Annotated in this window: 23 protein-coding genes; 13 read left to right on the forward strand and 10 right to left on the reverse strand. The window is 72.4% G+C overall.

Annotated elements, in window-relative coordinates:
* Nucleotides 1-222: 222 nt before the first annotated feature.
* Nucleotides 223-570 (reverse strand): hypothetical protein, encoded by a 348-nt coding sequence (locus DEJ51_RS20730; protein WP_150258906.1) that lies wholly within the window; start codon nt 568-570, stop codon nt 223-225.
* Nucleotides 571-621: 51 nt separating this feature from the next.
* Between DEJ51_RS20730 and DEJ51_RS20735 the strand changes: the two genes are divergently transcribed.
* Nucleotides 622-1,323, forward strand: coding sequence for a uridine kinase (locus tag DEJ51_RS20735; protein WP_150262050.1), 702 nt, complete (start codon nt 622-624; stop codon nt 1,321-1,323).
* Nucleotides 1,324-1,327: 4 nt separating this feature from the next.
* On the opposite strand, the gene DEJ51_RS20740 is transcribed toward DEJ51_RS20735, so the two are convergent.
* Nucleotides 1,328-2,224: a hypothetical protein gene (locus DEJ51_RS20740; protein ID WP_223835903.1), complete on the reverse strand. Its 897-nt coding sequence runs from the start codon at nt 2,222-2,224 to the stop codon at nt 1,328-1,330.
* A 333-nt stretch (nt 2,225-2,557) separates the two neighbouring features.
* Here DEJ51_RS20740 and DEJ51_RS20745 point away from each other — a divergent pair, with 333 nt between their 5' ends.
* From DEJ51_RS20745 to DEJ51_RS20760, 4 genes are read left to right on the forward strand one after another with little or no spacing between them, the layout of a single operon-like run.
* Nucleotides 2,558-4,816 (forward strand): HAMP domain-containing protein, encoded by a 2,259-nt coding sequence (locus tag DEJ51_RS20745; protein ID WP_150258907.1) that lies wholly within the window; start codon nt 2,558-2,560, stop codon nt 4,814-4,816.
* A 6-nt stretch (nt 4,817-4,822) separates the two neighbouring features.
* Nucleotides 4,823-6,439 carry a poly-gamma-glutamate synthase PgsB gene (gene pgsB / locus DEJ51_RS20750; RefSeq protein WP_223835904.1) on the forward strand — a complete coding sequence of 539 codons (1,617 nt, stop codon included), beginning with the start codon at nt 4,823-4,825 and terminating at the stop codon, nt 6,437-6,439.
* Entirely contained in the window at nt 6,436-6,918 is a 483-nt protein-coding gene (locus DEJ51_RS20755; RefSeq protein ID WP_150258908.1) for a poly-gamma-glutamate biosynthesis protein PgsC/CapC, read from the forward strand. The genes pgsB and DEJ51_RS20755 overlap by 4 nt, the downstream gene beginning before the upstream one ends.
* A gap of 41 nt (nt 6,919-6,959) precedes the next feature.
* Nucleotides 6,960-8,030, forward strand: a complete 1,071-nt coding sequence (locus tag DEJ51_RS20760) for a C40 family peptidase (protein ID WP_150258909.1) — start codon at nt 6,960-6,962, stop codon at nt 8,028-8,030.
* A gap of 187 nt (nt 8,031-8,217) precedes the next feature.
* On the opposite strand, the gene DEJ51_RS20765 is transcribed toward DEJ51_RS20760, so the two are convergent.
* Nucleotides 8,218-8,916, reverse strand: a complete 699-nt coding sequence (locus tag DEJ51_RS20765) for a SigE family RNA polymerase sigma factor (RefSeq protein WP_150258910.1) — start codon at nt 8,914-8,916, stop codon at nt 8,218-8,220.
* A gap of 189 nt (nt 8,917-9,105) precedes the next feature.
* Here DEJ51_RS20765 and afsQ1 point away from each other — a divergent pair, with 189 nt between their 5' ends.
* Genes afsQ1 through DEJ51_RS20780 form a run of 3 tightly spaced genes read left to right on the forward strand, consistent with a single transcriptional unit; the run spans nt 9,106 to nt 11,889 of the window.
* Nucleotides 9,106-9,783 (forward strand): two-component system response regulator AfsQ1, encoded by a 678-nt coding sequence (afsQ1, locus tag DEJ51_RS20770; protein ID WP_063754818.1) that lies wholly within the window; start codon nt 9,106-9,108, stop codon nt 9,781-9,783.
* 53 nt (nt 9,784-9,836) lie between these two features.
* Nucleotides 9,837-11,267 (forward strand): sensor histidine kinase, encoded by a 1,431-nt coding sequence (locus DEJ51_RS20775; RefSeq protein WP_223836195.1) that lies wholly within the window; start codon nt 9,837-9,839, stop codon nt 11,265-11,267.
* Nucleotides 11,260-11,889, forward strand: coding sequence for a hypothetical protein (locus DEJ51_RS20780; protein WP_150262052.1), 630 nt, complete (start codon nt 11,260-11,262; stop codon nt 11,887-11,889). The genes DEJ51_RS20775 and DEJ51_RS20780 overlap by 8 nt, the downstream gene beginning before the upstream one ends.
* Before the next feature lie 153 nt (nt 11,890-12,042).
* Here the strand turns inward: DEJ51_RS20780 and DEJ51_RS20785 are convergent, their stop codons facing one another.
* Both DEJ51_RS20785 and DEJ51_RS20790 read right to left on the reverse strand, forming a co-directional pair.
* Complete coding sequence (locus tag DEJ51_RS20785) at nt 12,043-12,624, reverse strand: HD domain-containing protein (protein WP_150258912.1); 582 nt, start codon at nt 12,622-12,624, stop codon at nt 12,043-12,045.
* A 19-nt stretch (nt 12,625-12,643) separates the two neighbouring features.
* Nucleotides 12,644-13,735, reverse strand: coding sequence for an XRE family transcriptional regulator (locus DEJ51_RS20790; protein ID WP_150258913.1), 1,092 nt, complete (start codon nt 13,733-13,735; stop codon nt 12,644-12,646).
* A 149-nt stretch (nt 13,736-13,884) separates the two neighbouring features.
* On the opposite strand from DEJ51_RS20790, the gene DEJ51_RS20795 reads away from it, so the two are divergent.
* Both DEJ51_RS20795 and DEJ51_RS20800 read left to right on the forward strand, forming a co-directional pair.
* Nucleotides 13,885-14,307, forward strand: coding sequence for a DUF6415 family natural product biosynthesis protein (locus DEJ51_RS20795; protein ID WP_150258914.1), 423 nt, complete (start codon nt 13,885-13,887; stop codon nt 14,305-14,307).
* The gene (locus DEJ51_RS20800) at nt 14,304-14,588 is read left to right on the forward strand and encodes a hypothetical protein (RefSeq protein ID WP_150258915.1); all 285 of its coding nucleotides are present in this window, start codon (nt 14,304-14,306) and stop codon (nt 14,586-14,588) included. The genes DEJ51_RS20795 and DEJ51_RS20800 overlap by 4 nt, the downstream gene beginning before the upstream one ends.
* A 305-nt stretch (nt 14,589-14,893) precedes the next feature.
* On the opposite strand, the gene DEJ51_RS20805 is transcribed toward DEJ51_RS20800, so the two are convergent.
* The 3 genes from DEJ51_RS20805 to DEJ51_RS20815 form a co-directional block, all read right to left on the reverse strand.
* On the reverse strand, nt 14,894-16,573 hold the full coding sequence (locus tag DEJ51_RS20805) for a phospho-sugar mutase (protein WP_150258916.1): 1,680 nt from the start codon (nt 16,571-16,573) through the stop codon (nt 14,894-14,896).
* 28 nt (nt 16,574-16,601) lie between these two features.
* Nucleotides 16,602-17,408, reverse strand: coding sequence for a purine-nucleoside phosphorylase (locus DEJ51_RS20810; RefSeq protein WP_150258917.1), 807 nt, complete (start codon nt 17,406-17,408; stop codon nt 16,602-16,604).
* A gap of 392 nt (nt 17,409-17,800) precedes the next feature.
* Nucleotides 17,801-18,238, reverse strand: coding sequence for a gamma-glutamylcyclotransferase (locus tag DEJ51_RS20815; RefSeq protein ID WP_030012228.1), 438 nt, complete (start codon nt 18,236-18,238; stop codon nt 17,801-17,803).
* 173 nt (nt 18,239-18,411) lie between these two features.
* On the opposite strand from DEJ51_RS20815, the gene DEJ51_RS20820 reads away from it, so the two are divergent.
* Together DEJ51_RS20820 and DEJ51_RS20825 are read left to right on the forward strand one after the other, a co-directional pair.
* Nucleotides 18,412-19,851 carry an NAD(P)H-quinone dehydrogenase gene (locus DEJ51_RS20820; RefSeq protein WP_150258918.1) on the forward strand — a complete coding sequence of 480 codons (1,440 nt, stop codon included), beginning with the start codon at nt 18,412-18,414 and terminating at the stop codon, nt 19,849-19,851.
* A gap of 175 nt (nt 19,852-20,026) precedes the next feature.
* Nucleotides 20,027-20,977, forward strand: a complete 951-nt coding sequence (locus tag DEJ51_RS20825; RefSeq protein ID WP_150258919.1) for a DeoR/GlpR family DNA-binding transcription regulator — start codon at nt 20,027-20,029, stop codon at nt 20,975-20,977.
* A gap of 108 nt (nt 20,978-21,085) precedes the next feature.
* On the opposite strand, the gene DEJ51_RS20830 is transcribed toward DEJ51_RS20825, so the two are convergent.
* Together DEJ51_RS20830 and DEJ51_RS20835 are read right to left on the reverse strand one after the other, a co-directional pair.
* Entirely contained in the window at nt 21,086-21,529 is a 444-nt protein-coding gene (locus tag DEJ51_RS20830) for a hypothetical protein (RefSeq protein ID WP_150258920.1), read from the reverse strand.
* Nucleotides 21,530-21,645: 116 nt separating this feature from the next.
* Complete coding sequence (locus tag DEJ51_RS20835; protein WP_150258921.1) at nt 21,646-23,409, reverse strand: biotin carboxylase N-terminal domain-containing protein; 1,764 nt, start codon at nt 23,407-23,409, stop codon at nt 21,646-21,648.
* A gap of 678 nt (nt 23,410-24,087) precedes the next feature.
* On the opposite strand from DEJ51_RS20835, the gene DEJ51_RS20840 reads away from it, so the two are divergent.
* Nucleotides 24,088-25,743 carry an MFS transporter gene (locus DEJ51_RS20840; RefSeq protein ID WP_223835906.1) on the forward strand — a complete coding sequence of 552 codons (1,656 nt, stop codon included), beginning with the start codon at nt 24,088-24,090 and terminating at the stop codon, nt 25,741-25,743.
* Nucleotides 25,744-25,771 lie beyond the last annotated feature (28 nt).

Raw genomic sequence — 25,771 nt, forward strand, 5'->3', positions numbered from 1 at the left:
CCCCCGGGACAGGACAGGCCCCGTACGAGACCGGCCCCGGCAGCGTCCCCCGCGCTGCCGGGGTCTCGCTTTTTCGGCTCGGTTCGCCTCCGGCGGCGCTCGTGTCGGCTCCAGGCGGACGTACGTCCTCGAAACCGCTCGTGCCTCGCGGTTCCTCCGGGCGCTCGCCCGCCTTCGCCGCCGCGCCGCCTTCGGCTCATTCGCCGGGGGCGCGGCGCGGGGTCAGCGGGGGGTCAGGGGGCCCAGAAGGGACGAGGCCGCCGCCGTCGGCAGCTCGCCGACCGAGGGCCCCTGGGTCAGGATGCCGGTGACCATGCCGGTGCCGACGGACGGGAAATCGGCGACCTTGGTGGCGACGCCGTTGTCCAGCGGGTCCACGCCGGTGTGGGCGAGCGGGTTCACCTTGAGGTTCGCGATCGGGTCGGTGACTCCGGCCACGGCTGCCGGGAGGTCGAGCTCGCCGGCCTGCGCACCGCCCGCGGCCATCGCCAGGGCCGCACCGGCCATCGAGACCGTCAGGCCGGCGCTGCGGAGCCGGTTCGGAAGGGAAGGGGCTGCGTGACGTGCCATGGGGATCCCGCCTGAGGTCGTGGTCGCGTGCGCACGCAGCGTAGTCGAGGTGTGTTCCTGGACACCAACCGGTCACCGGGAGGATCCCCTACCCGGGGGAATGGTTCAGACTGGTGTCCCGTGAGCTCCCCCTCTTCTTCGCCGACCCGAGTCGTCCTGCTGACCGGTCCGTCGGGCTCCGGAAAATCCTCGCTGGCCGCCCGCTCAGGGCTGCCCGTGCTGCGCCTCGACGACTTCTACAAGGAGGGCGTCGACCCCACCCTCCCGCTCGTCGACGGCAGTTCCGACATCGACTGGGACTCCCCGCTGTCCTGGGACGCGGACGCGGCGGTCGCCGCGATCGCCGAACTGTGCGCGGCGGGGCGGACCGACGTACCCGTCTACGACATCGCGACGAGCTCCCGGACGGGCACCGAGAGCCTCGACATCGACCGCACCCCGCTGTTCATCGCGGAAGGTATCTTCGCCGCCGACGTGGCCGCCCGCTGCCAGGAGCTCGGTCTCCTCGCGGACGCCATCTGCCTGCGCGGACGCCCCTCGACGACCTTCCGCCGCCGGCTGGCCCGCGACCTGCGGGAAGGCCGCAAGTCGGTGCCGTTCCTGCTGCGCAGGGGCCTGCGGCTGATGCGCGCCGAACGCGGCATCGTGGCCCGCCACGTGGCCCTGGGCGCGCACGCCTGCGCCGGTGACGAGGCGCTCGGCCGCCTGGCCGCGGCCGCGGCGGGCCGTCACCGCACCGCGACCCCGGCGTAGGCCCTCACCGGCGGGACCAGCCCTCCGTCAGGGTGGTGATCGCGGCCGCGGCCCGGTCGAGGCCGCGGTCGTCGCCGCGGAGCGTCTTGTTCAGCTCGACGTGCAGGAAGCGGGACCGCCGGTCGGCGGCGGTCCGGCCCTGCTCGTTCTCCCGGCCGGCCAGCTTGCAGCGCGCGGAGTACGCCGTGCAGACCTCCAGGCCGTCCTGCCGCAGCGCGGCGGTCAGCCGTTCCGCGTCGGCCCGGGCGCTGTCGCCGGCTCCCGTGGAGACCACCGCGTCGCGCCCGCGGAACGACTCGTCCGCGAAGCCGTGCAGCTGGATCCCCGGCAGGTTCCGCCGTGCCAGCTCCTCCACGACCGCGTGGAAGACCGAGTCGTCGCGGTGCGCCACGTCCGCCGCCCCGTCCTCCCCCGCATCGCGGTGGGCGCCCGCGAGCACCAGTACCCCGCCGGGCGCCCCGCGCAGCACCCGGGCGCCCAGGAGCTCGGTGCGGGCGTCGGCGACGGGGTGGGGGACCTGGACCGACCAGCGTGCGGGCCGGTCCAGGTCGACGTAGATCCGGCCCCAGCCGCGGCTGGTGTGGCCCGATTCACTCACCGCGTCCGCCACCTCGGCGTACCGGCGTCCGCCGGGGGCGTCCGTGACGGTGCGCAGCGCGAAGTCGATCTCGGCCAGGCCGGTCCGCGCCGCTTCCGCATCCCCGTCGAGCAGGTGGGCGAACGCCTTGGTGAACGCGAGTCGTTCCTGGTCCGTGGGGGTGCGGTAGCCGCCGCGCTCGCCGAAGCCGGCGGTGAAGCCGGCGATCCGCTGCTCCAGGCCGGTGTCGGCGGTGCGCTGGGGAGCGGGGCCGGACGGGCGGGTCGGCGGTGCGCTGGGCGGGCTCGTCGACCGAACGGCCAAAACGGCACAAAGGGCGATGAAGGCTCCGCACAGAACCGCAATCGTTACTCGCCTGGTCAGTGGAGCGCTCATAGTCATACGAAAATAACGGAGTGATGTGCTCCGCTTGCCGTTCCTCCGCTCTTCGCCCCGGCCCGCCCGCCACCCGGCCCCGCCGGCGGACCGGCCCGCGCTGACCGGACCGACCGAGGTCCTCGCCGCACCGCCCGAGAACCCGTAAGCCCAGATCATCACACTCCCCAGGCCGCACCGGCTCCAGGACAGAACGAAGAGGAGCCCGCGTTGGCCGCGTCGCGATGGTATCGGCGGCACCGGAGCCGCCGTCGAGCCGACATGTCGCTGCTGGGCGGCGTCCGTCCGCCGATCGCGGCCCTGTCCGCCGTGCTGCTGGCGCTCGCCGCCCTCACCGCGTTCCAGCTCGGACACGTGGGCCGGGAGACCGTGCCGCCCGCCGTCCTCACCTCGCAGCAGTACTTCGCGGAAGACGGCGCCATCGCCCTGCGCGCCTCCCTGGACGAGAGCATCACGGACATCGGCAGGACCGCCTCCCTCTTCAGCTCCGGCGAACCGGTCTCGCCCGACTCCGTGCTCGACAAGCTCGGCAGCGTCTACCAGAAGTGGCGCGGCACGGCCGTGATCGAGATCAAGTCGGGCCGTCTGGAGGCGCAGCGCGGCGAGAACCTCCCGCTGACCGCCCTCGACCTGACCGCGCTCGACGGGGAGAACGGCCTCGCCCCCCGCATGGTCCGGCTGGAGAACGGCGAGACCCGCCTGCTCACCCTCGCCCTGCTGTCCTGGCCCGACCGCCCCCAGCAGCTCCTCGTCGCCTCCAGCAGCCTCAAGGTCCCGGGCATCAGCCTGGGCAGGTCCCGCGCCATCGCCGTCCTCGACTCCTCCGGGCAGGTCCTCGGCAGCGACGGCATCGGCGGTTCAGGGCAGGAGAAGAAGCAGCTCGCGAAGTTCGCGAAGACCGTCGCCCAGAAGGCCGGACGCCACCCCCTCCAGGCCAAGGAACCCGGCTCCGGCGGCTTCGCGGGCGTCAGCGGCAGCCTGCTCGGGGACTCCAGGGACGGCCACCGCTCCGTGGCCGGCTACGCGAAGCTCACCGGTTCGCAGCCCGGCGTGGGCACCGACGCGACCGCCCTCGGCCTCACCGTCGTCTCGTTCGTCGGCGTCGCCGAGGAGCGCTCCGCCGCCGTCGACTCCTTCTTCTGGATCGCCGCGTCCGCCGCCCTGCTGGTGCTCGGCGCACTGGCCGTGGCCCTGCTCGTGACCACCGTGCAGCGCCCGCTGCTCCGGCTGTTCCTGGAGAGCCGCCGGATCGGCCGCGGCGACCTGCACCGGCCGGTCACGGTGCCGAAGTACGGCGAGGCCGCCCGCATCGGCGCCGCCCTCGACCGGCTGCGCCGGCAGCTCCTCGGCGAGCCCGGAACGCAGACCGGGACTCCCCGCGGGGGCCGCCGCTCCCGGATCGGGACCCGCGCCCTCCTCGGGGTGTGCGCGGTCCTGCTCCTGGTGTGGTCGGCACCGCTCCTGCTGACGCTCAACCGGGCCGGCGCCTCCGTCGACGTACCCCGGACGATCGTCGACGACCAGCGCGAACGCACCGACACCCTCGCCGACCGGGTACGCCGGGCCCTCAACGAGGGACACGCCGACCTCACCTCCGTGGCCTCCGTCATCAGCGACAAGAGCACCCCCGCCGAGCTGACCAAGCTGCTGGAGCGCACCCGCAGCCAGCACGGGCGCTACGAGTCCCTCTACGTCCTGAACGCCGACGGAACCGTCCTGGCGCGGGCCGGCGGCAAACCCCACCACCCCGCCGGCCAGGGCCCCTCGAAACAGCCCGTGACCCTGTCCGACAGCGGCAACCGGCCCGTCATCACCGAATTCGCCGAGGCACCCGGCCTGGCCGGCGCCGCCGTGGTCGGCGAGCTGCGCATCGACTTCCTCAACGCCCTGCTCAAGCGGCCCGGTCTGGGCGAGGTCCGCATCGTCGACGGCCGGCACCGGGTGATCGGCGGCAACGAGGGCTACCTGGCCTTCACACCGCTGTCGGACGCCAAGCTCGACGCCCTGGTCCGAGCCGCCCGCGCGAAGGGCGACGCCGACGCGAAGGGCGACGCCGACGCCAAGGCGGACAAGGGCCCGCGCGCCAGGAGCACCCTGCTCCGCGACGGCGGCGTCTCCATCGCCGCCGCGGCGCCCATGACCGGCGGAGGCGTCGCCCAGCCGCTGGACTGGACCGTCGTCACCCGGCAGCCGGCCAAGGGCCTGGAGATCCCCGCGTACACCGCGCAGAACCGCACCGTCCTGGCCGGACTGCTCGGTCTCACCGGAGCCGTGGCCTGCCTCGGCTGGATCCACATCATCGTGGTGCGGCCGCTGCGCGACCTCGCCGACCGGGCGGAGGCCCTGGCCGACGGCGACCGCCGCACCGTCCTCTACCCGACCCACCACGACGAGGTCGGCGCCGTCACCCGCAGCCTCGAAGTCATCCGCCTGCAGCTGCAGGAGCAGCGCAAGCGGGACGCCGCCGGCGGCACCACCGGCCGGACGCCCGGCCGTGCCGCCCCGGCCGGAAGGAACTGATCCACCGTGCTCTTCCTCTACTGCGTACTGGTCGTCTGCTGCCTGGTCATGCTCGTCGCGGGCGTCGTCGAGCAGCGCCGGCACTACGCCAACCTCGCGCAGATACCGAACCGGGTGCTGGTCAACGGCATCCGCGGCAAGAGCTCCATCACCCGGCTGTGCGCGGGAGCCCTGCGCGGCGGCGGGCTCCTGACGGTCGCCAAGACCACCGGCACCGCGGCCCGCTTCATCCACCCGGACGCCACCGAGGAGCCCGTCTACCGCAAGTTCGGCATCGCCAACGTTGTCGAACAGATCGGCATCGTCCGGCGCGCCGCCGCCTACCAGCCGCACGCCCTGGTCATGGAGTGCATGGCGGTCATGCCCGCCCTCCAGGAGATCAACCAGTCGAAGCTGATCCAGTCGACCATCGGCGTCCTGTGCAACGTCCGCGAGGACCACGTCGCCGAGATGGGCCCCACCCTCGACGACATCGCGCGCTCCCTCTCGCGCTCCATGCCGCACGGCGGAATCTGTGTCACCGCCGAGAAGGAGCGCTTCCACGTGCTCCAGGAGGAGGCCGACGCGCGCGACTGCACGCTCGTCTACGCCGACCCCGACACCGTCAGCGACGACGAGCTGCGCGGCTTCAGCTGGTTCACCTTCAAGGAGAACGTCGCCATCGCGCTCACCGTCGCCGAGCTCCTCGGGGTCGACCGCGAGACCGCCCTCCAGGGGATGTACGACGCCCCGCCGGACCCCGGCGTGCTCTCCGTCGAGCGGTACGTGGCCCCCGGCGGCAAGCGGGTGCGCTTCGCCAACGTCTTCGCCGCGAACGACCCCGAGTCGACGCTGATGAACATCAACCAGCTCCTCGACCTCGGCGCCGTCGACCGCCCCCTCAACGTCGTGATCAACTGCCGCCCGGACCGCGTCGAGCGCAACGGCCAGATGGGCGCGATCGTCCCGGACCTGATGCCCGACAAGGTCTTCGTGATCGGGCACCCGGCCAAGAGCGCCATCGACGCGATCCCCGCCGAGTGGCGCGGGCGCGCCGTCGACCTCGGCGGCGACCAGCGCGTCGGCGCGGAGTTCATGAACGAGCTCCTCGGCCACCTGGGCGAGAGCTCCTCGCTGGTCGCCATCGGCAACATCCACGGCCAGGGCGAGATCCTCCTGGAACACCTGGCGGAACTCCCCGGCTTCGAGGACGAGCCCGGCCCGGAGGAACCCCACGGGCACCAGGAGCCCGCCGTACCCCGGCAGGCCGCGCCCGCCCAGCCGCTGTACGTCCCGCACCTCGACCCGTACGCCGACCTCACCGCCGCCCAGGAAGCCAGGTACGTGCAGCCTCCCGTGCCGCGGCAGTACGCCCACCCGCCCCAGCAGCACGTCCAGTCCGACCCCCGGGACGCGTACCCGCGGCAGACGGAAGGGCAGTGGCAGCAGGCCCCCCACGCGCAGCAGCAGCCGTACGGACACCAGCCCTGGCCGCCCCACCCGTACGAGCAGCAGCCGTACGGGGCCCGCCCGTACGAGCCCGATCCGTACGAGCCACGCGCGTACGAGCAGCACCCGTACGAGCCGCACCCGTACGAGCCCGACCCGAACCCGCAGTGGCAGAGCCCAGGAGACCCCCGTTGATCCCCGCAGTCCTCACCCCCGAGATCGCCGCCATCGGCATCGCGCTGGGCCTGCTGTTCTCCCTGCTGTGCTACCTGACGACGAACCTCTCGCCCGGCGGAATGATCACCCCCGGCTGGCTCGCGCTCACCCTCGTAGAAGACCTGCAGCGCGCCGCCCTCGTCGTCGGCATCACCGCCCTGACGTACGCGCTCACCCTCGTCACCCAGAAGTTCGTCATCCTCTACGGCAAGCGCCTGTTCGCGGCCGTCGTCCTCATCGGAGTCCTCCTCCAGGCCACGGTGGTGATCGTGCTCCAGATGAAGTTCCCCCTGCTGTACGCGAACCAGACCCTCGGCTTCATCGTCCCCGGACTGATCGCCTACCAGCTCGTCCGCCAGCCCAAGGGCGCCACGCTGCTCGCCACCGGTTCCGCGACCCTCCTGACGTACGTCGTCCTGACCGCGGGCATCCTGCTCGGCTTCATGCCGCACGCCTGACCGACGCCGGCCCGACCACCCGCACCGCCCGGAGCACACCGATGACCGCCAAGCCCGCCCGCCGCACCCGTCCCGTCCTGCACGCCGCCGTCGTGGGGATCCTGCTGGCCGGCAGCGCGTACTTCACCTACGAGCTGCGCAAGGAGGAACAGGCCAAGGCCCCCGAGGTGCTGCGCGTCACCGACCAGGCGCAGAAGGGCGGCGCCCAGGAGGGCGCCCAGAAGTGGGAGCGGCTGAAGAACCCGGAGCGCTCGGTCCTGCGGGGCGGGGACGGCGCCGTCCTCGCCACCTTCACGGACGGCGCGCGCACCGCCTCGCTCACCGGCAAGAGCCGTACCTTCACCGAGCCGGCCACCACCAAGACCCGCGTCGTCACCGACAACTGGGTCCGCCTGCTCCCGGAGAGCTGGCGCAACGGCGCCGAGCGCGAGCAGTGGTTCCAGGACTGGTTCAAGAAGTACTACGGGAGCGAGGAGGACGACCTCTTCGCGATCGCCTTCCAGTACGGGGACCAGGCACCGGTCAAGAAGGACGCGGCCGGCGTCCAGTACGCGGGCGACGCCGCCTTCGGGCCGCTCAACCCGAAGGGCTCCGAGGGCAACGACCTCCGCCTGGAGGAGTCGGACTTCTACGACTACCTCGGGATCCCGTACACCTTCCGCAACGGCACCACCCAGCAGCCGGAGAAGGCCAAGCACCGGTCCATGGACTGCTCCGGCTTCATCCGCACGGTCTTCGGCTACCGCGGCCGCTTCCCGCTGATGGCCTCCGACACCGGCGGCAACGGACTCCCGCGCACCGCCAACGCAATGGCCCGTTCGAAGGCCGGCGTGGACATCCTGGCCCTCAAGGGCGTCGGCCCGCAGGACCGGCCGGCCTCCGTCGACGTCCTCCAGCCGGGCGACCTGGTGTTCTTCAAGCTCGACGCGCGCACCGGGGACCGGCTGGACCACACCGGCATGTACCTCGGCAACGACACCGAAGGGCACAAGATCTTCATATCGAGCCGTGAGGAGGCCAACGGCCCCACCATCGGCGACAAGGGCGGCGCCTCCCGGCTCGACGGCAACGGCTACTACGCCGCCGCCCTGCGCAGCGCCAAGCGCCTGTGACCCGGCCGTCCGCGCCGCGCACGGACACCCGGGACATGTGAAGAGGCGGGATCGAGCGGACCCCCGTCCGCTCGATCCCGCCTCTTCCCCCCGCGGCCCCCGCCCCACCCCCGTAGGACGGGCCCCCTGGCCCGATGGCTTCTGTGTGTGCCGGCCTCTGCGCGTGCCGGCTTCCGCGTGTGCCGCGTTACGCGACGAGCTCCTCGAAGGACTCCGCCTCGTCACGGCCGAAGCTGAGCGCCTCGTCCTCCCGCAGGCGGCGCAGCGAGCGCCAGATGCTCGACTTCACCGTGCCGACGCTGATGCCGAGGATCTCCGCGATCTCCGGGTCCGTGCGGCCCTCGTAGTAGCGGAGCACCAGCATCGTGCGCTGCGGCTCCGGGATGCGGGTCAGGGCCTGCCACAGCACCGCGCGCAGCTCCGTACCGCGCATCGCGTCCGTGTCGGAGGCCGTCTCCGGCAGCTCCTCCGTCGGGTATTCGTTCAGCTTCCGCCGACGCCACGCGCTGATGTGCAGGTTCGTCATCGTCCGGCGCAGGTAGCCGCCGACGGCCGCCTTGTCGCTGATCCGGTCCCAGGCGCGGTACGTGGAGAACAGTGCGCTCTGCAGCAGGTCCTCGGCCTCGTACCGGTCGCCGGTGAGGTGGAAGGCCGTCGCGTACAGGGCGGCGCGCCGCTCCTGGACGTACGCCGTGAACTCGGCTTCGGAGATGGAGGAAGGAGCCTGCCCGGCGGCGGGAACCGCCTGGTACTGGTTTGCGTCAATGGCTACGACGTGGGCCGGCCGGGGACGGGCGACCGCCACCGTACGGACACCCGCCCGGCGGTTCACATCGTGCAGCCGCGTGACAACCGCGCTGGTCGTGGTGCTGTGCAGCGTGTTCATCTCGCGCCCCCCGTCGTGGAGTGTGTCTGCTTCGGTCCGTTGTGCGTTGATGAAAAGACTGCCCGGCCGACTTAACCGGGGTGTCCGTCGACTGTCACAGCCGTGTCACAGCGACTTCTGACAGGACCCCGACAGGATCACGTCGCGCGACGGTCGAGTTCCCGACGGCCGATGGGTCAGAATGAGCGCGTGCCTTTCCTGTTGCTGATCGAGGACGACGACGCCATCCGCACGGCCCTCGAACTCTCCCTGTCACGCCAGGGCCACCGTGTGGCCACCGCGGCGACGGGCGAGGACGGCCTGAAACTGCTGCGCGAGCAGCGGCCGGATCTGATCGTGCTCGACGTGATGCTGCCCGGGATCGACGGCTTCGAGGTGTGCCGGCGGATCCGCCGTACCGACCAGCTGCCGATCATCCTGCTCACCGCCCGGAGCGACGACATCGATGTCGTCGTCGGGCTGGAGTCGGGAGCCGACGACTACGTCGTCAAGCCCGTCCAGGGCCGGGTCCTCGACGCCCGGATCCGGGCCGTACTGCGCCGGGGCGAGCGCGAGTCGAGCGACTCGGCGAGCTTCGGGTCCCTGGTCATCGACCGGGCCGCCATGACGGTGACGAAGAACGGCGAGGACCTGCAGCTCACGCCGACCGAGCTGCGGCTGCTGCTCGAACTGAGCCGCCGGCCCGGCCAGGCGCTCTCCCGGCAGCAGCTGCTGCGGCTGGTCTGGGAGCACGACTACCTCGGTGACTCGCGGCTCGTCGACGCCTGCGTGCAGCGGCTGCGCGCCAAGGTCGAGGACGTGCCGTCCTCACCCACCCTGATCCGTACCGTCCGGGGTGTGGGCTACCGCCTGGACTCCCCGCAGTGATCCGGTCGTTGCTCGCGGGCCGGCGCTGGAGCAGCCTGCGGCTGCGGCTCCTCATGGTGTTCTGCCTGGTCGCCCTCACGGCCGCGGTCTCGGCCTCCGGGATCGCGTACTGGCTCAACCGCGAGGCGGTCCTCACCCGCGTCCAGGACGCCGCCCTCGGCGACTTCCGCCAGGAGATGCAGAACCGGGCCGCCGCGCTGCCCGCCGATCCCACCGCCGAGGAGCTGCAGCGCACCGCCGAACTGATGGCGGGCAGCAGCCCCGGGTACAGCGTGCTGCTGGTCCAGGTCGGCAAGGACAACCGGCAGATCTTCGGGGCGGCGGGCCCCGACTCCTTCGGGCTGGCCAACGTACCGAAGTCCCTGCGGAACGCGGTGAACGACCGGCAGAAGACCACCGCCGCGAACGACTCCGAGTACCACGTGTACTGGCAGCGGACGAAGCCGCGCGGCAATCCGTACCTGGTCGGCGGGACGCGGATCGTGGGCGGCGGGCTCACCGGCTACATGTACAAGTCCCTCGCGCAGGAACGGGACGACCTGAACGCGCTCGGCTGGTCGCTGACCATCGCCACCGGCCTCGCGCTGCTCGGCTCCGCCCTGCTGGCGCAGGCCGCGGCCCGTACGGTGCTCAAGCCCGTGCAGCGGCTCGGGGACGCGGCGCGGCGGCTCGGCGAGGGCGAGCTGGACCACCGTCTCGACGTGTCCGGCACGGACGAACTCGCCGACCTGTCGCACACCTTCAACAAGACGGCCGAGGCGCTGGAGAAGAAGGTCGCCGACATGAGCGCGCGCGAGGAGGCCAGCCGGCGCTTCGTCGCGGACATGTCGCACGAGCTGCGGACGCCGCTGACCGCGCTGACGGCGGTGGCCGAGGTGCTGGAGGAGGAGGTCGACGACCTCGATCCGATGATCGCGCCGGCGGTGGGGCTGGTCGTCAGCGAGACCCGGCGGCTGAACATCCTGGTCGAGAACCTGATGGAGGTCACCCGCTTCGACGCGGGTACGGCCAAGCTGGTGCTGGACGACGTGAACGTCGCCGACCAGGTCACGGCCTGCATCGACGCCCGGGCCTGGCTCGACGCGGTCGAACTCGACGCCGAACGGGGCATCGTGGTCCGCCTCGACCCGCGCCGCCTCGACGTCATCCTCGCCAACCTGATCGGCAACGCCCTCAAGCACGGCGGCTCGCCGGTACGGGTGTCGGTCACGGTCGAGGGGGAGTGGCTGGTGATCGCGGTGCGGGACAACGGTCCGGGCATCCCCGAAGAGGTCCTGCCGCACGTCTTCGACCGCTTCTACAAAGCGAGCGCGTCGCGACCCAAGTCCGACGGCAGCGGGCTCGGCCTGTCGATCGCCATGGAGAACGCGCACATCCACGGCGGCGACATCAGCGCCGCCAATGTCGCGGGCGGCGGAGCGCTGTTCACGCTGCGGCTGCCGGTGGACGTGGGAAAGGTGATCGCGGGTGACGCGGATGCGTAGGGCCCTGCCGGTGGTTCCGGCGGTGCTGGTCCCCTTCGTCGGGGTCGCGCTGCTCGCGACCTCCGCCTGCGGGATCCGGGCGACGACCGTCCCGGTGGACGTGGGCCCGGCCCCGTCGCGGGTCTCCTGCGACACCAAGGACCAGCCGAACGGTGTGCAGGGCTTCCGCGCCACGCTGCAACTGGTCTGCGGATCGCAGCTGGTGGGCGTGGAGCGAGTGGTTCCGGTGCCCGAGAAGAAGCCCGTACGGGACCCGCTGGCGATGGTCGCGCAGGCACTGCTGGAGGAGCTGGAGCGCACTCCGGGCACGGAGGAGCGGGACGCCGGCTTCACGAGCGAGGTTCCGGCGGGGCTGTCGGCGGGCGCGCCGAAGGCGGGCGACCCGGCGGGCACGGTGCGGCTCAGCCGGAAGCCGGAGGACCTGCCGCCGGTGGCGCTCTCGCAGATCGTGTGCACGCTGTCGGGCAGCGAAGCCCTGAAGGCGACCCCGGGCCCGGTGATCCTGGGCGGTCCGGACGCCGATCCGCCGCGCGCGTGGGAGTGCACGGACGCGGTCCGCTCCCGCCCGGAGTCGGTCCCGACCCTGGGCGAACTGGCGACCCCGACCCCGACCCCGTCCTGACGCGTCGCCCGCACGGCTCGGCCACCGCCCCGGCCGGTCCGGACGGGCGCGCCGCCGCTGCCGGGGGCGCTGACCCGGACCCCCGCGCCTCAAACGCCGGCGACCGCCAAGCCCGATGGACTGCGGACACCGGCGGCTGGACTCGCAGGCGGGTCAGCGTTCCAGGAAGGTGCGGCGCCACTGGAGCGGCGACATGGTCAGCGCGGCTTCGGCCAGGGCCTGCGCCGAGGCAGTCTTCAAGCTGGCGAGCGAGGTGTCGATCCAGTCCTGAACCTCTGCGTAGCCCTGCGCCCGGTACTCCACCGCCTGCACCAGGCATTCCAGCTTGTCGGCGTCGTGGGCGACCAGGACTTCGAGGGAGCTGCCGCTCTCGTACTCGTCCACGACGCGCTGCACGCCGGCCTTTACCGACGGGTGGGCGGCGGAGACCTGGTCGGCGGTGACGGTCTGGTTCGTGGCGGCGTCGATGTAGCGGCGGCCGATGTGCGGGATGTCGCCGAGGCGGGTCTCCTGCGTGTCGTGGAACAGGCACATCAACGCGACCTTGCCCGCGTCGGCGCCTTCCATCATCGCGAGGACCGAACCGATGATTCCGACGCGGAACGAGTGCTCGGCGATCGACTCCGGGTTGTTGTTCCCGGTGAACCACCAGCCGGTGCGCTTCGCGTTCTTCAAGACGCCCATCTCGAAGAGGAACCCGGCTGTGCCCTGCGCGTTCGCCGTCTCGTCTGCCATGGTGACCTCCGGTTGCCGATCATCGGTTCTGGTGCAAAACGTAGTGGACCGCGCCGAGTTCCCGTTTGGATCTCGGAGAGATGCCGCCTTCGTCCAGGAGCCTGTCCAGCCGCCCGGCGAGCGACGCGGACAGGGCAGGGAGGGCCTGCGGGAGCCAGGGGTGGGCATGGAGCAGCGCCCACAGCGAGTGCGTGTACAGGTCGACGTAGCCGGGGGCGAAGTGCATGCCGTCGGCGAGGGCCCTCAGGAGGGCTACCGGATCCAGGCCGGTGAGGGTCCGGTCGCGCATGAACGTGTCGTCGGCCTGCGGCTGGTGGGCAACGCCGAGCCAGTACGCCCAGTAGTTGAGGTTCGCGGCCTCGCCGTCGTCGTCGGCCATGGCCCGCTCGATGAAGTCGTACATGGGGACGGGGTCGCCCAGGCGGGCGAGGGCGGCGGCGGTCGAGCGGGCTTCGGCCCAGCGGGGGGTCCACCCGCGCGCGGTCAGTGCTTCGCGCCGGGCGTGGAGGGCGTCTGCGGTCCAGGCCACGGCCTGCGGGGAACGGTCGTAGGAGGACAGGTAGAGGGCTTGTCGGTGCAGCAGGATTCCGCCGGCGTCGGTGCGGGGCGCGCTCTCGGCGGTGTTCCTCAGCCGGTCGAAGAAGATGCGGCGGTCGTCGGGGTCCAGGAGCGGGGCGACGCCCGCCGGGCCTCGGCGGGGTGCGGCGAGGAGGTCGGCCACGGAGTGCGGCGGGGTGCCGGTGAGCGCCCAGGCGAGCATGTGGGCGGTCCGACGGGTGTGGACCCACTCGCCGAGGGGGTGCTCGGCGTCGTCGTCCGCGGTGAGGACGGCCGCGATGATGCGGTCGGCGTCCATCGCGGGATCCAGCAGTGCGAGGACGGCCGGAGAGGCGCCCAGCACGGCCAGGCGGCGGCGCATGCCGAGGAGGATCCCGGCCTTCATGTTCGCCAGTGGCCGACGCCCCGACTCCCAGCCCTGCACGATCGCCAGGTCCACGGCCAGGAGCTCGGCGAGTCCCTGCTGGGTGGTCGGGATCGACGTACGGGCTGCGCGCAGCACGAAGCCGCTGATGAGACCGGCGCGTAAGGGCCGGTGAGGTGTGGTGTTCATGGCGCTCCCCTTGGGCGTGGCGCGCTCTACTCGTACCCGCAGTCAGTCCTACTCGACGCCGGCCGCTCGTACGGTCAATCCGTGGAATCGGGCGGACCTGTTGGCGGCCCGACCGTGCTGGTGACGCCCGGATTGGCGAGGAGGCTGCCGTGCTGCCCGTGTCCCCCCAAAGCCGTACTGGTCGAGGGCCGGATGTGCCCGCGTTGACCGTGGCTCGCGCCGACGGAACCACCACCACGTTGCCGGTCGACGTGACGCTGATCAGCGAGACCGTGTCCATGGTCCTGGCGTGCCGGGCGGGCACCCCGGACAGGGCGACGTGCGCGGCCTGGCACCGCTGGCTTGCCGGGCACCTGCGTCTCCTTGCCCCGATCGCAGTGGAGCAAGCTCCCCGCTGGGATGATCTAGGGCGCACGTCGCTGGTGGAGGCGACTGCCGCGGCGGTCGCCGAAGTCCTTGCGGAGGGGCTTCCCGACGACCGGGAGACCGCGTATGTCCACGTTCAGGAGCTCGCCCGCGAATGCCGGGGCCTGCTCGGCCTCGTCCTGGATCAGCCCGGGGACGGACGGTGAGCGCCGAGGCCACCCGCGGGAAGGCCGCCCGGCTGTGCGTCGGCGACACGGTCACCGGCCGGTCCTACATCGAGCCGTGGGACCGGGCCCGTCAGCAGCCACAGCTCATCACCGGGACCGTCGCCCAGATCGGTTCCGGCTGGCCGGGGGGCGACGAGGTCCTCGGCTACGTGTGGGTGCGCTTGCCCTGCGGCCGGGAGGCCAAGGCCTTGGCGCGGGAACTGGAGAAAACCACCGCCGCCCCGTCGGCCGGTGAGGGGCACCGTCCGCGGCGGACCTGATGACTTCCGTACGCTCGGGGTGGGACATCGATCCCCCAGGCGTACGGGGGTACGGACTGCACCGGATCGACGGGGGCCGTGTGGGGCACCATGCCTTATGCCCAGCTGCGCCGGGTGGGTGCCTCGAGCGTTGGCGGGGATGCGGATCAGAGGACATGCGAAGGCCCGGTCCCGCCGGACGGGGCGGGACCGGGCCGGGCGGGGGCCGAAGCCCCGGCCGCCGCGCCTGACGGACGGAGTCCGGCGCAGCGGCGCGAAGCCGGTGAGGCCCCCTGGGCCGAGGCGCGCGAGTGGCGCGGGGAAAACTAGATGCCCATGGCCGCCGAGAGGTCCTTCTTGATCGCGTCCAGGACCTCCTGGCCGCGGACGCGTGCCGCCGCCAGGTCGGAGGCCTCGGCCACCGGGACCACGACCTCCAGGTAGCACTTCAGCTTGGGCTCGGTACCCGACGGGCGGGCGATGACCCGGGCCTTGTACGCGCCGTCCAGGTAGTAGCGCAGGCCGTCCGTGGGCGGGAGGGACTCCGTGCCCTTGGACAGGTCCTCGGCCGAGACCACCCGCAGACCCGCCAGCGACACCGGCGGCTGCGCGCGCAGCGCCGCCATCGCGTCGGCGATGATCGACAGGTCCGAGACGCGCACCGACAGCTGGTCCGTGGCGTGCAGCCCGTGGGCCATCGCCAGGTCGTCCAGCAGGTCGGCCAGCGTACGGCCCTGCTCCTTGAGGACCGAGGCCAGCTCCGCCACCAGCAGGGCGGCGGTGACGCCGTCCTTGTCGCGGACGCCCTCGGGGTCCACGCAGTAGCCGAGCGCCTCCTCGTAGCCGTAGCGCAGGCCCTCGACGCGGGCGATCCACTTGAAGCCGGTGAGGGTCTCCTCGTAGCCCACGCCCGCCGCCTCCGCGATCCGGCCCAGGAGGCTGGAGGAGACGATGGACTCGGCGAAGACGCTGTTGCTGTCACCGCGTGAGACCCCCTTGTGGACCAGGTGCGCCGCCAGCAGCGCGCCGACCTCGTCGCCGCGCAGCATCCGCCAGCCGTCCGCGGTGGGTACGGCCACGGCGCAGCGGTCCGCGTCCGGGTCGTTGGCGATCACGATGTCGGGCTGGACCTCGGCGGCCTTCGCGAAGGCCAGGTCCATCGCGCCCGGCTCCTCCGGGTTGGGGAACGCCACCGTCGGGAAGGCCGGGTCGGGCTCGGCCTGCTCGGCGACGAGGACCGGCTCCGGGAAGCCGTGCCGGGCGAAGGCCGCCATGACGACGTCCTTGCCGACGCCGTGCATGGCCGTGTAGACGGTCCGCACGCCCCGGGGCGAGCCGGGGGTCAGGACGGCGTCCGTGCGGTGCAGGTAGGCCTCCAGGACCTCGTCGCCGAGCTCCTGCCAGCCGGACTCCGGGCGCGGTACGTCGGCCAGCTTCTCGACCGCCGCGATCTGCGCCGCGATCTCGCTGTCGGCCGGGGAGACGATCTGCGAGCCGTCGCCGAGGTAGACCTTGTAGCCGTTGTCCCTGGGCGGGTTGTGGCTCGCGGTCACCTCGACGCCGGCGACGGCGCCGAGGTGCCTTATCGCGTACGCGAGCACGGGCGTCGGCAGCGGGCGGGGCAGGAGGGCCGCACGCAGCCCGGCACCGGTCATGACGGCCGCGGTGTCGCGGGCGAAGTCCGCCGACTTGTAGCGGGCGTCGTAGCCGACGACGACCAGGCCGCCGTCATGACCCTGGGCCTTCAGGTAGGCCGCGAGGCCCGCCGCGGCCCGGATGACCACGCCGCGGTTCATCCGCATCGGACCGGCGCCGATCTCACCGCGCAGTCCGGCGGTGCCGAACTGCAGGGTGCCCGAGAAACGGTCCGCGAGCTCCGCCGTGTCGCCGGCCTCGATGAGCGCGGCCAGTTCCGCGGCCGTCTCCGGGTCCGGGTCCTCGGCCAGCCAGGCCTGCGCCCGGGTGATCAGGTCGTCCTGTGCCTGTGCCTGTGCCTGTTCCTGCACTGCTTCCGCCTTAGCTCTCGTACGTCGATCAGATGCGGGCGAGGACCTGCGTCAGCAGCGTGCCCATGCGGGCGGCCGAGTCGCGGCCGGCCTGGAGGACCTCTTCGTGGTTCAGCGGCTCGCCGGACAGGCCCGCCGCCAGGTTGGTGACCAGGGAGATGCCGAGCACCTCGGCGCCGGCCTCACGGGCGGCGATGGCCTCCAGGACGGTGGACATGCCGACCAGGTCGGCGCCCATGACGCGGATCATGTTGATCTCGGCCGGGGTCTCGTAGTGCGGGCCGGGGAACTGGACGTAGACGCCCTCTTCGAGGCTCGCGTCGATCTCCTTGCACATCGCGCGCAGGCGCGGCGAGTACAGGTCGGTGAGGTCGACGAAGTTGGCGCCGACGATCGGCGAGGTGGCCGTCAGGTTGAGGTGGTCGCTGATCAGGACGGGCTGGCCGGGCTTCATGCCCTCGCGCAGACCGCCGCAGCCGTTGGTCAGCACGACGGTCTTGCAGCCGGCGGCGACGGCGGTGCGCACGCCGTGGGCGACGGCGGCGACGCCGCGGCCCTCGTAGAAGTGGGTCCGGCCGAGGAAGACCAGGGCGCGCTTGTCGCCGATCTTGTACGAGCGGATCTTGCCGCCGTGGCCCTCGACGGCGGCGGGCGGGAAGCCGGGCAGCTCGGTGACGAGGAACTCGGCCTCGGGGGCGCCGAGCGCCTCTGCGGCGGGGGCCCATCCGGAGCCCATGACGAGGGCGACATCGTGGGTGTCCACGCCGGTCAGCTCACGCAGGCGGGCGGCAGCGGCATCGGCGGCGGCGAAGGGGTCGGTAACAGATGCGTTCACGCGGACGAGCGTAACCGTTTTCCGGCTACGCGCGTAGATGGCACAGCTCACGGTGTTCGGATCGTTGCCTTGTCGTTTCCGCCCAAACGTCCCCGCGGGGGTGGCGGCCCCACGGCCGGCGGGGCTGACAGGACGGGGCTCCGCCCCGGACCCCGCGCCTCAAACGCCGGCGGGGCTGGATGGTGTCCCGGCGGGGGCTGGAAGAGCGGGGCTCCGCCCCGGACCCCGCGCCTCAAACGCCGGCGGGGCTGGATGGTGTCCCGGCGGGGGCTGGAAGAGCGGGGCTCCGCCCCGGACCCCGCGCCTCGGACGTCGGACGTCGGTCGGGGTGGGGCTCCGGCCCGGGCGCCGTGCCGGTGGGGGCGGAATCGGGCGAGCGACCCCGCAGGGGATCAGCAGGGGCGCTTGCGGATTTCCATCACGTAGTCGTGGGGGGCGCCCGCGGATTCCGCGGCGTCGGCGATCTCGCCGAGGTAGCGGGCCGAGGGCAGACCGCCCTCGTAGCCGTTCAGTACGTACACCCAGGCCGCCTCCTCGCCGTCCAGCGTGTGCACCCGCACCCGCATCCGGCGGTAGATGTCGAGTCCGACACCCTCCCAGCGGTCCATCGAGTCCTCGTCCAGCGGCGCGATGTCGTACAGCGCGACGAAGACCTGGTGGCGCGGGGCCTCGACGATCGTCGCGAGAGCGCCCTCCCAGCCCATCTGCTCGCCGCCGAAGGTCAGCCGCCAGTCGTTGATCCAGCCCGTGCCGCGCAGCGGCGAATGCGGGGCGCGGCGCGTCATCAGCCGCGGGTCGAGGTTGCCGGCGTACGCGGCGTAGAGCGACATGGGGTCGAGAGTACGGGAGGGGTGCCGGTGCACGCGTGCCCGGATGGAGGGACCGGGCGCGAAGCACCGTGGAGCGTGCGGGACAATGGAGCACGGAATGCATCCCCCGGGGAGACCCCCCGGAACACCGGCCGGGGCGGCAGCCGGCCGGGTAGACGTGAGGCGGACTTTTCGTGACCCGGATCGTGATCATCGGCGGCGGACCCGGCGGGTATGAGGCAGCCCTGGTGGGGGCCCAGCTCGGCGCGGAGGTGACCGTCGTCGACTGCGACGGTCTGGGCGGGGCCTCGGTCCTCACCGACTGCGTACCTTCCAAGACTCTGATCGCGACCGCCGAGGTGATGACGACCTTCGACTCCTCGTACGAGGAGCTCGGCATCGTGGTCGCGGACGACACCCCGCACATCGAGCAGGCCGCGCGCGTCGTCGGCGTGGACCTCGGCAAGGTGAACCGGCGCGTCAAGCGTCTCGCGCTCGCCCAGTCGCACGACATCACCGCCTCCGTCACCCGGGCCGGCGCCCGCGTGGTGCGCGGCCGCGGCAAGCTCGGCGGGCCGCAGGGCATCGACGGCACGCGGGACGTCATCGTCACCGCCGCCGACGGGTCCGAGACGATCCTGACCGCCGACGCCGTCCTGATCGCGACCGGCGGCACCCCGCGCGAGATCCCCGACGCCATGCCCGACGGCGAGCGGATCCTGAACTGGACCCAGGTCTACGACCTCGACGAGCTCCCGGAGGAGCTCATCGTGGTCGGCTCCGGTGTGACCGGCGCCGAGTTCGCCGGCGCGTACCAGGCCCTCGGCTCCCGGGTGACCCTCGTGTCCTCCCGCGACCGCGTGCTCCCCGGCGAGGACCCGGACGCCGCCGCCGTGCTGGAGGACGTCTTCCGGCGCCGCGGCATGAACGTCGTCGGACGCTCGCGCGCCGAATCCGCCAAGCGGGTGGGCGACCGGGTCGAGGTCACCCTCTCCGACGGCCGCGTGCTGACCGGTACGCACTGCCTGATGGCCGTCGGCGCGATCCCCAACACCAAGAACATGAACCTGGAGGAGTCCGGGGTCCGGCTCAAGGACTCCGGGCACATCTGGACCGACAAGGTCTCGCGCACCTCGGCGCCCGGTGTGTACGCCGCCGGTGACGTCACGGGCGTCTTCGCCCTCGCGTCGGTCGCGGCGATGCAGGGCCGCATCGCGATGTACCACTTCCTCGGTGACGCGGTGGCCCCGCTGAACCTCAAGACGGTCTCCTCGAACGTCTTCACCGACCCCGAGATCGCCACCGTCGGCTACACCCAGGCGGACGTGGACGCCGGCAAGATCGACGCCCGCGTGGTGAAGCTCCCGCTGCTGCGCAACCCGCGCGCCAAGATGCAGGGCATCCGGGACGGCTTCGTGAAGCTGTTCTGCCGTCCGGGCACCGGCATCGTCGTCGGCGGCGTGGTCGTCTCCCCGCGTGCGAGCGAGCTGATCCACCCCATCTCGATCGCCGTCGACAACAACCTGACGGTCGAGCAGATCGCAAACGCGTTCACCGTGTACCCCTCGCTCTCGGGCTCGATCGCCGAAGTGGCCCGCCAGCTGCACACGCGGAAGGCCGCCGGGGAGGCCTGATCCCGGCTAACCGCCCCATGCCGTAAGGGTTTTGGGGCGGGGCCCGGATTCGTGGCGAGAAGTTCACACAACTCTCGGGCTGCGTATACCACTAGTCGCCCTGCCTTACGGACAACTTCGGTATTCCGGCGTAAAGAGCTGAAAGCAGACGGTCGTTGGGGTTACTGTCAGTTTCGTGTTCGCTGCAGAACGTCGCCAATTGATCCTCGAAATGGTGCGGGCCAACGGAGCGGTATCGCTCCGGGAGCTCGCCCGCGTCGTCCAGACCTCCGAAGTGACCGTACGGCGGGACGTGCGGGCACTGGAGGCAGAAGGACTCCTCGACCGCCGACACGGCGGTGCGGTCTTGCCGGGCGGTTTCACGCGGGAGTCCGGCTTTCCGCAAAAGTCCCATCTCGCGACGGCGGAGAAGACCGCCATTGCCGATGTCGCGGCCTCCCTCGTGGAAGAGGGCGAGGCCGTCGTCGTCGGCGCGGGCACCACGACCCAGGAGCTGGCCCGCCGGCTCGCCCGTGTGCCCGGACTGACCGTCGTCACCAACTCGCTGCTCGTCGCCCAGGCCCTGGCCCACGCGAACCGGGTGGAAGTGGTCATGACCGGCGGCACCCTGCGCGGGTCCAACTACGCCCTCGTGGGCAGCGGAGCCGAGCAGTCCCTCCAGGGGCTGCGGGTCTCCCGGGCCTTCCTGTCGGGCAGCGGTCTGACGGCCGAGCGCGGGCTGTCCACGTCCAACATGCTGTCCGCCAGCGTGGACCGGGCGCTGGTGCAGGCGGCGGCGGAGGTGGTGGTGCTGGCCGACCACACGAAGCTCGGCACCGACACCATGTTCCAGACCGTGCCGACCGACGTGATGACGCGTCTGGTGACGGACGAACCGCCGCCGCACGACGACCGGGCGGGTACGGAGCTGCAGGCGCTGGCGGACCAGGGCGTGCAGATCACCGTGGCCGGCGGGACCGTTCCCTCCGGGGGCGTGGACGGGATGCAGGGCCGGCGGCCGCGCCGCGAGTCGCCGCTGCCGGTGCAGCGGCGGGGCGGGCCGACCGCGCAGCTGCGCAGCGCCGCCGGCGGGATGCTGGAGCCGCAGGCGGAGCGGGCCCGCGTGGCCGACATGCGGCGCCGCTAGGGCCTGGCTCCGGCCGCGGTCGACGACGCCCACCGCCGTGCGACGCGCGACGGCCCCACCGGACCAGGGTCCGGTGGGGCCGTCGTGGCCCAGGCTCCTCGCCGACGCCTACCGGCCGGCGGCATCCTCCGGCTTCGCCATGATCGCGTTACCGCGCACCTTCACGAGGTAGCCGTCGTTCTGCGCGATGACGACGAACCCGGTGGCCGGCGACACCACGATCACGTCGGCCCACATGAAGTAGTGCCGGACCCGGGTGTCGAACGCCTTGACGAACTCGACGAGGCGTGACGCTTCGACGAAATAGGGCCCCTGATCCGGGTCGAAGCTGGTGCTGTTCACCACGATGAGCGGGCCTTCGAGGTCCTCGCAGTAGGACAGGAAGTCGTCCTCGATGACGTCGTCGTCGCGCGCTTCGAGGTCGAAGGGCCGCCAGTCCTCCAGCGGAATCCCCGTCATCTTGTCCGGGTTGTACGCCGTCGATCCGGGGAGCACCGCGGCCAGCACCCTTTCCGCGAACTCCCAGTTGACGTGCCTCTGTGCCGTCGCCACCCGTCCGTCTCCCGTCCTTACGTGAACACCTGCGCCGTAGCCGTGCCCGCGGATGACACCGGCCCCCAGGACCCGAACGGGTCCTGGGGGCCGGGTGCGTGCTGCGGGGCCGGACGTCAGTCCTTGATCTCGCAGATCGTGGCGCCCGAGGTGACCGAGCCGCCGACCTCGGCGGTGAGGCCGACCACGGTGCCGGAGCGGTGCGCGTTCAGCGGCTGCTCCATCTTCATGGCTTCGAGTACGACGACCAGGTCGCCCTCGTTGACCTGCTGGCCCTCCTCGACCGCGACCTTGACGATCGTGCCCTGCATCGGGGACGCGAGGGTGTCGCCGGAGGCGGCCGGGCCGGACTTCTTGGCCGCGCGGCGCTTCGGCTTCGCGCCACCGGCGGCGGCCGTGCGGGCCAGGGTCATGCCCAGCGACGACGGCAGCGAGACCTCCAGGCGCTTGCCGCCGACCTCGACGACGACCGTCTCGCGGCCCGGCTCGTCCTCGACGTCGTCCGCGGCCGGGGCCGTGAACGCCGGGATCTCGTTGACGAACTCGGTCTCGATCCACCGGGTGAAGACGGTGAAGGGGCTGCCGTCGGTGGGGGCGAACGCCGGGTCGGCGACGACCGCGCGGTGGAACGGGATGGCCGTGGCCATGCCCTCGACCTCGAACTCGGCGAGCGCGCGGGCGGCGCGCTGCAGGGCCTGCTCGCGGGTGGCGCCGGTGACGATCAGCTTGGCCAGGAGCGAGTCCCAGGCCGGGCCGATCACGGAGCCGGACTCGACGCCCGCGTCGAGGCGGACACCCGGGCCCGACGGCGGGGCGAACCTCGTCACCGTGCCGGGCGCCGGGAGGAAGCCGCGGCCCGGGTCCTCGCCGTTGATGCGGAACTCGATGGAGTGACCGCGCAGGACCGGGTCGCCGTAGCCGAGCTCCTCGCCGTCGGCGATGCGGAACATCTCGCGGACCAGGTCGATGCCGGAGACCTCTTCGGTGACCGGGTGCTCGACCTGGAGGCGGGTGTTGACCTCCAGGAAGGAGATCAGGCCGTCGGCGGAGACGAGGAACTCCACGGTGCCGGCGCCGACGTAGCCGGCTTCCTTCAGGATCGCCTTGGAAGCGGCGTACAGCTCCGCGTTCTGAGCCTCGGTCAGGAACGGCGCCGGGGCCTCCTCCACCAGCTTCTGGTGGCGGCGCTGGAGGGAGCAGTCACGGGTCGACACGACGACGACGTTGCCGTGCGTGTCGGCCAGGCACTGGGTCTCGACGTGGCGGGGCTTGTCGAGGTAGCGCTCGACGAAGCACTCGCCGCGGCCGAAGGCGGCCACGGCCTCACGGACGGCGGACTCGTAGAGCTCCGGCACCTCTTCGAGGGTGCGGGCGACCTTCAGGCCGCGGCCGCCACCACCGAAGGCCGCCTTGATGGCGATCGGCAGGCCGTGCTCCTTGGCGAAGGCGACGACCTCTTCGGACCCGGAGACCGGGTCCGGCGTACCGGCGACCAGCGGAGCCCCGGCACGCTGGGCGATGTGACGGGCGGCCACCTTGTCGCCGAGGTCACGGATGGCCTGCGGCGGCGGACCGATCCAGGTCAGGCCGGCGTCGATCACGGCCTGGGCGAAGTCGGCGTTCTCGGACAGGAAGCCGTATCCGGGATGGATGGCGTCCGCACCGGAGTCGGCTGCGGCCTGGAGGACCTTGGAGATGTCCAGGTAGCTGGCGGCCGGGGTGTCACCGCCCAACGCGAAAGCTTCGTCGGCCGCGCGGACGTGCAGAGCGTCCCGGTCCGGATCGGCGTAGACGGCTACGCTCCCGATCCCGGCGTCCCGGCAGGCCCGAGCAACGCGGACAGCGATTTCGCCACGGTTGGCGATGAGCACCTTGCGCACGATGGCTCCCTCCTTGAAACAAGCTGAGTTTAGGGACAGCCCACACGGCCTTTCGACCCTTCCCCGGTGGTGACCTTGCCCACACAGAGTGTGATGCGAGGGCCGAACCGCCGGGGAACCCTTGTGGCGCCCCAGGTCAGGGGGATCCCCGACTGCACAGTAACCCCGTCGTGTAGCCAAGGTCTCTGTCCCTCCGGTCAGCGGCCCCGGGTGATTCTTTGTCGAGTCCCTACGAACGGCCCACGGTTTCTTTGCGGTCGTGCGAGGAGTTGTCCCCTTGTTTACTGATTGGTAGCACGGTCGTCCCGCAAGCCGAACAGGGACAACACCGTACCCACAGTGACGTGGCCCGCACGGGCCCGGGCGGGCGGCAGCGCGCCGGGCGTGTCCTCCGGATGGACGACACGGGGCCCGCGACGGCGTGGCGCCGGCGGTATCGGCGAGTTGACAACCCGGCAGGGACGAACGGCGTCTTACGCACGGCGTGGAAACGACGACGGCGAGACGCCGACGACGCGCCGGTGAGACGAGGACGACGCGCCGGCGAGACGACGACGCGCCGACGACACGACGACGAGACGAGGACGAGCGAATGGCGTTAGAGGACTCCTTCCCGGAGCCCGCTCCCACCCGGTCCGGCGCGGCACGGGCCGGGTGCTGCCCACCGGCCGCCGACGCGTGAGCGCCCCGGCGAAGGCGCCCGCGGATCCGGCCGGGCGCCGGGTCCTCTCGGCGGCCCTGTTCGCGAGTGCCCCGGCGGAGGTCCTCGACTTCCTGCTGCCGCTGTGGGCGGGGTCCACGCTGAACGCGGGGGCCTCCGTGGTCGGCGCGCTGATCGCCTTCGAGGCGGTGCTGTCGCTGATCGTGCGTCCGTCGGCCGGGGAACTGGCCGACCGGTTCGACGAGCGGCGGGTGGCCGCGGCCGGCGCGGTCCTGTACGCCCTGTCGTTCGCCGGCTACGCGCTCGCCGACTCGCTGGTGGTGGCCTTCGCGGCGGCGGGCCTGGGCGGGGCCGGCGGTGCGCTGTTCTGGGTCGCGCTGCGCGCCTGGACGGGGCGGCGGGCGCGGGACGGTGACGGTACCGCCGCGTACGGCAGGCTGCTGTCGGCGGAGGGCCAGGGCGCTTTCGCCGGCTACCTGGTGGCGTTCTCGCTGCTGGAACGCGGCGGCTATCCGCTGCTGTTCTGGCTGGGCAGCGCCGCCTGCGCGGTGGCGGCGGCCTCGCTGCTGCGCGGGCCCCGCCCGGAGCGGGGCCGGGCCGTGGCCGGGCGCGGGGAGCGGAGCCGGACGGCGGGGCGGCGGCTGCTGCCGCTGATGGTGGTGTCCGCGGTGACGGCCGCCGCCGAGGCGGGGCTGTGGATGCTCCTGCTGCTCCGGCTGCAGACGGACCTGGCGCTGTCCCCGAACGAGATCGCGCTGGTCTTCGCCCCCGGCTTCGTGGTGTTCGTACTGCTGCCTGCGCACGCGCACCACCTCACCGACCGGTTGGGCCGTACGGCGGTCATGGTCGCCGCGTTCGCGGTGAGCGCGCTGTTCGCCGCGGGACTCGCGGTGCTCTCCACACCGCCCGCCATCGCCGTCCTGTGGGCTGTGGCCGCCGCCGCTTTCGCCGCGCAGATCCCGGTGGAGCAGGCGGCCGTCGCCGCCGCCTCCGGAGGGCGGACGGGCCGGGCCATGGGCCTGTACGAGAGTGCCCGCCTGGCCGGTGTGGTGGTCGGCCCCCTGGTGATGGGCCTGCTCTACGAGGAGGCCGGCTGGGCCGCCGCCTGCGGGGCGGCCGCGGCCACCTCGGTCGTGGGGGCGCTCGTGGTGCCGTACGCGGTCCGCACGCTGGGCCTGGCGGACGAGGGGAACGGGTCCGGGCCCCGGGCCGGTGGCGCGGCAGCCGACCGGGAGGGCCGGGCCCCGGGCAGGGACGCCGACGCCGACCCGGGCCCGGGCTCGCACGAAGGCACCCGCACGGGCACGGACAGCGACACGGAGACGGACACAGACACGGACACGGACACGGATAGGGAGACGGACATGAGCGAGCGGGAACCGGCGCGGCAGGCGGCCGCGGAGAGCGTCCCCGGGCCGAGGGCCCATGCCCGCAAGGAGCGGCGGGACTGGTACGTCCACACGGCGGCGTTCGCGCTGGGCCAGCTGGTCCTGTGGGCCTTGGACTCCAGCTGGCTCGTGTGGCAGATCACGGACGGTGCCGTGCCCGACGACCGGCGCGGACCGCTGGTCTGGGCCGGCCGGATCTGGCTGACCATCTGGCTGGTCGACACCGTCTGGTCCTGGTCGTACACCGTGTGGCCGCGCGAGAGGAAGCCGAAGTCGGCGTCGTAGCCCGGCCGTACGGCGCGCCGTGGGGCGG

Source organism: Streptomyces venezuelae (genome assembly GCF_008642275.1).
GTDB classification, from domain to species: Bacteria; Actinomycetota; Actinomycetes; order Streptomycetales; family Streptomycetaceae; genus Streptomyces; species Streptomyces venezuelae_E.

Excerpts from the sequence above, each read along its gene's own strand:
- DEJ51_RS20815 (WP_030012228.1), bottom strand. The coding sequence starts at position 18,238 with ATGTCGCTCTACGCCGCGTACGCCGGCAACCTCGACCCGCGGCTGATG.
- DEJ51_RS20765 (WP_150258910.1), bottom strand. The coding sequence starts at position 8,916 with ATGAACACGCTGCACAGCACCACGACCAGCGCGGTTGTCACGCGGCTG.
- DEJ51_RS20780 (WP_150262052.1), top strand. The coding sequence starts at position 11,260 with ATGCGTAGGGCCCTGCCGGTGGTTCCGGCGGTGCTGGTCCCCTTCGTC.
- DEJ51_RS20790 (WP_150258913.1), bottom strand. The coding sequence starts at position 13,735 with ATGAACACCACACCTCACCGGCCCTTACGCGCCGGTCTCATCAGCGGC.
- DEJ51_RS20785 (WP_150258912.1), bottom strand. The coding sequence starts at position 12,624 with ATGGCAGACGAGACGGCGAACGCGCAGGGCACAGCCGGGTTCCTCTTC.
- DEJ51_RS20760 (WP_150258909.1), top strand. The coding sequence starts at position 6,960 with ATGACCGCCAAGCCCGCCCGCCGCACCCGTCCCGTCCTGCACGCCGCC.
- DEJ51_RS20775 (WP_223836195.1), top strand. The coding sequence starts at position 9,837 with ATGGTGTTCTGCCTGGTCGCCCTCACGGCCGCGGTCTCGGCCTCCGGG.
- DEJ51_RS20745 (WP_150258907.1), top strand. The coding sequence starts at position 2,558 with ATGTCGCTGCTGGGCGGCGTCCGTCCGCCGATCGCGGCCCTGTCCGCC.
- DEJ51_RS20730 (WP_150258906.1), bottom strand. The coding sequence starts at position 570 with ATGGCACGTCACGCAGCCCCTTCCCTTCCGAACCGGCTCCGCAGCGCC.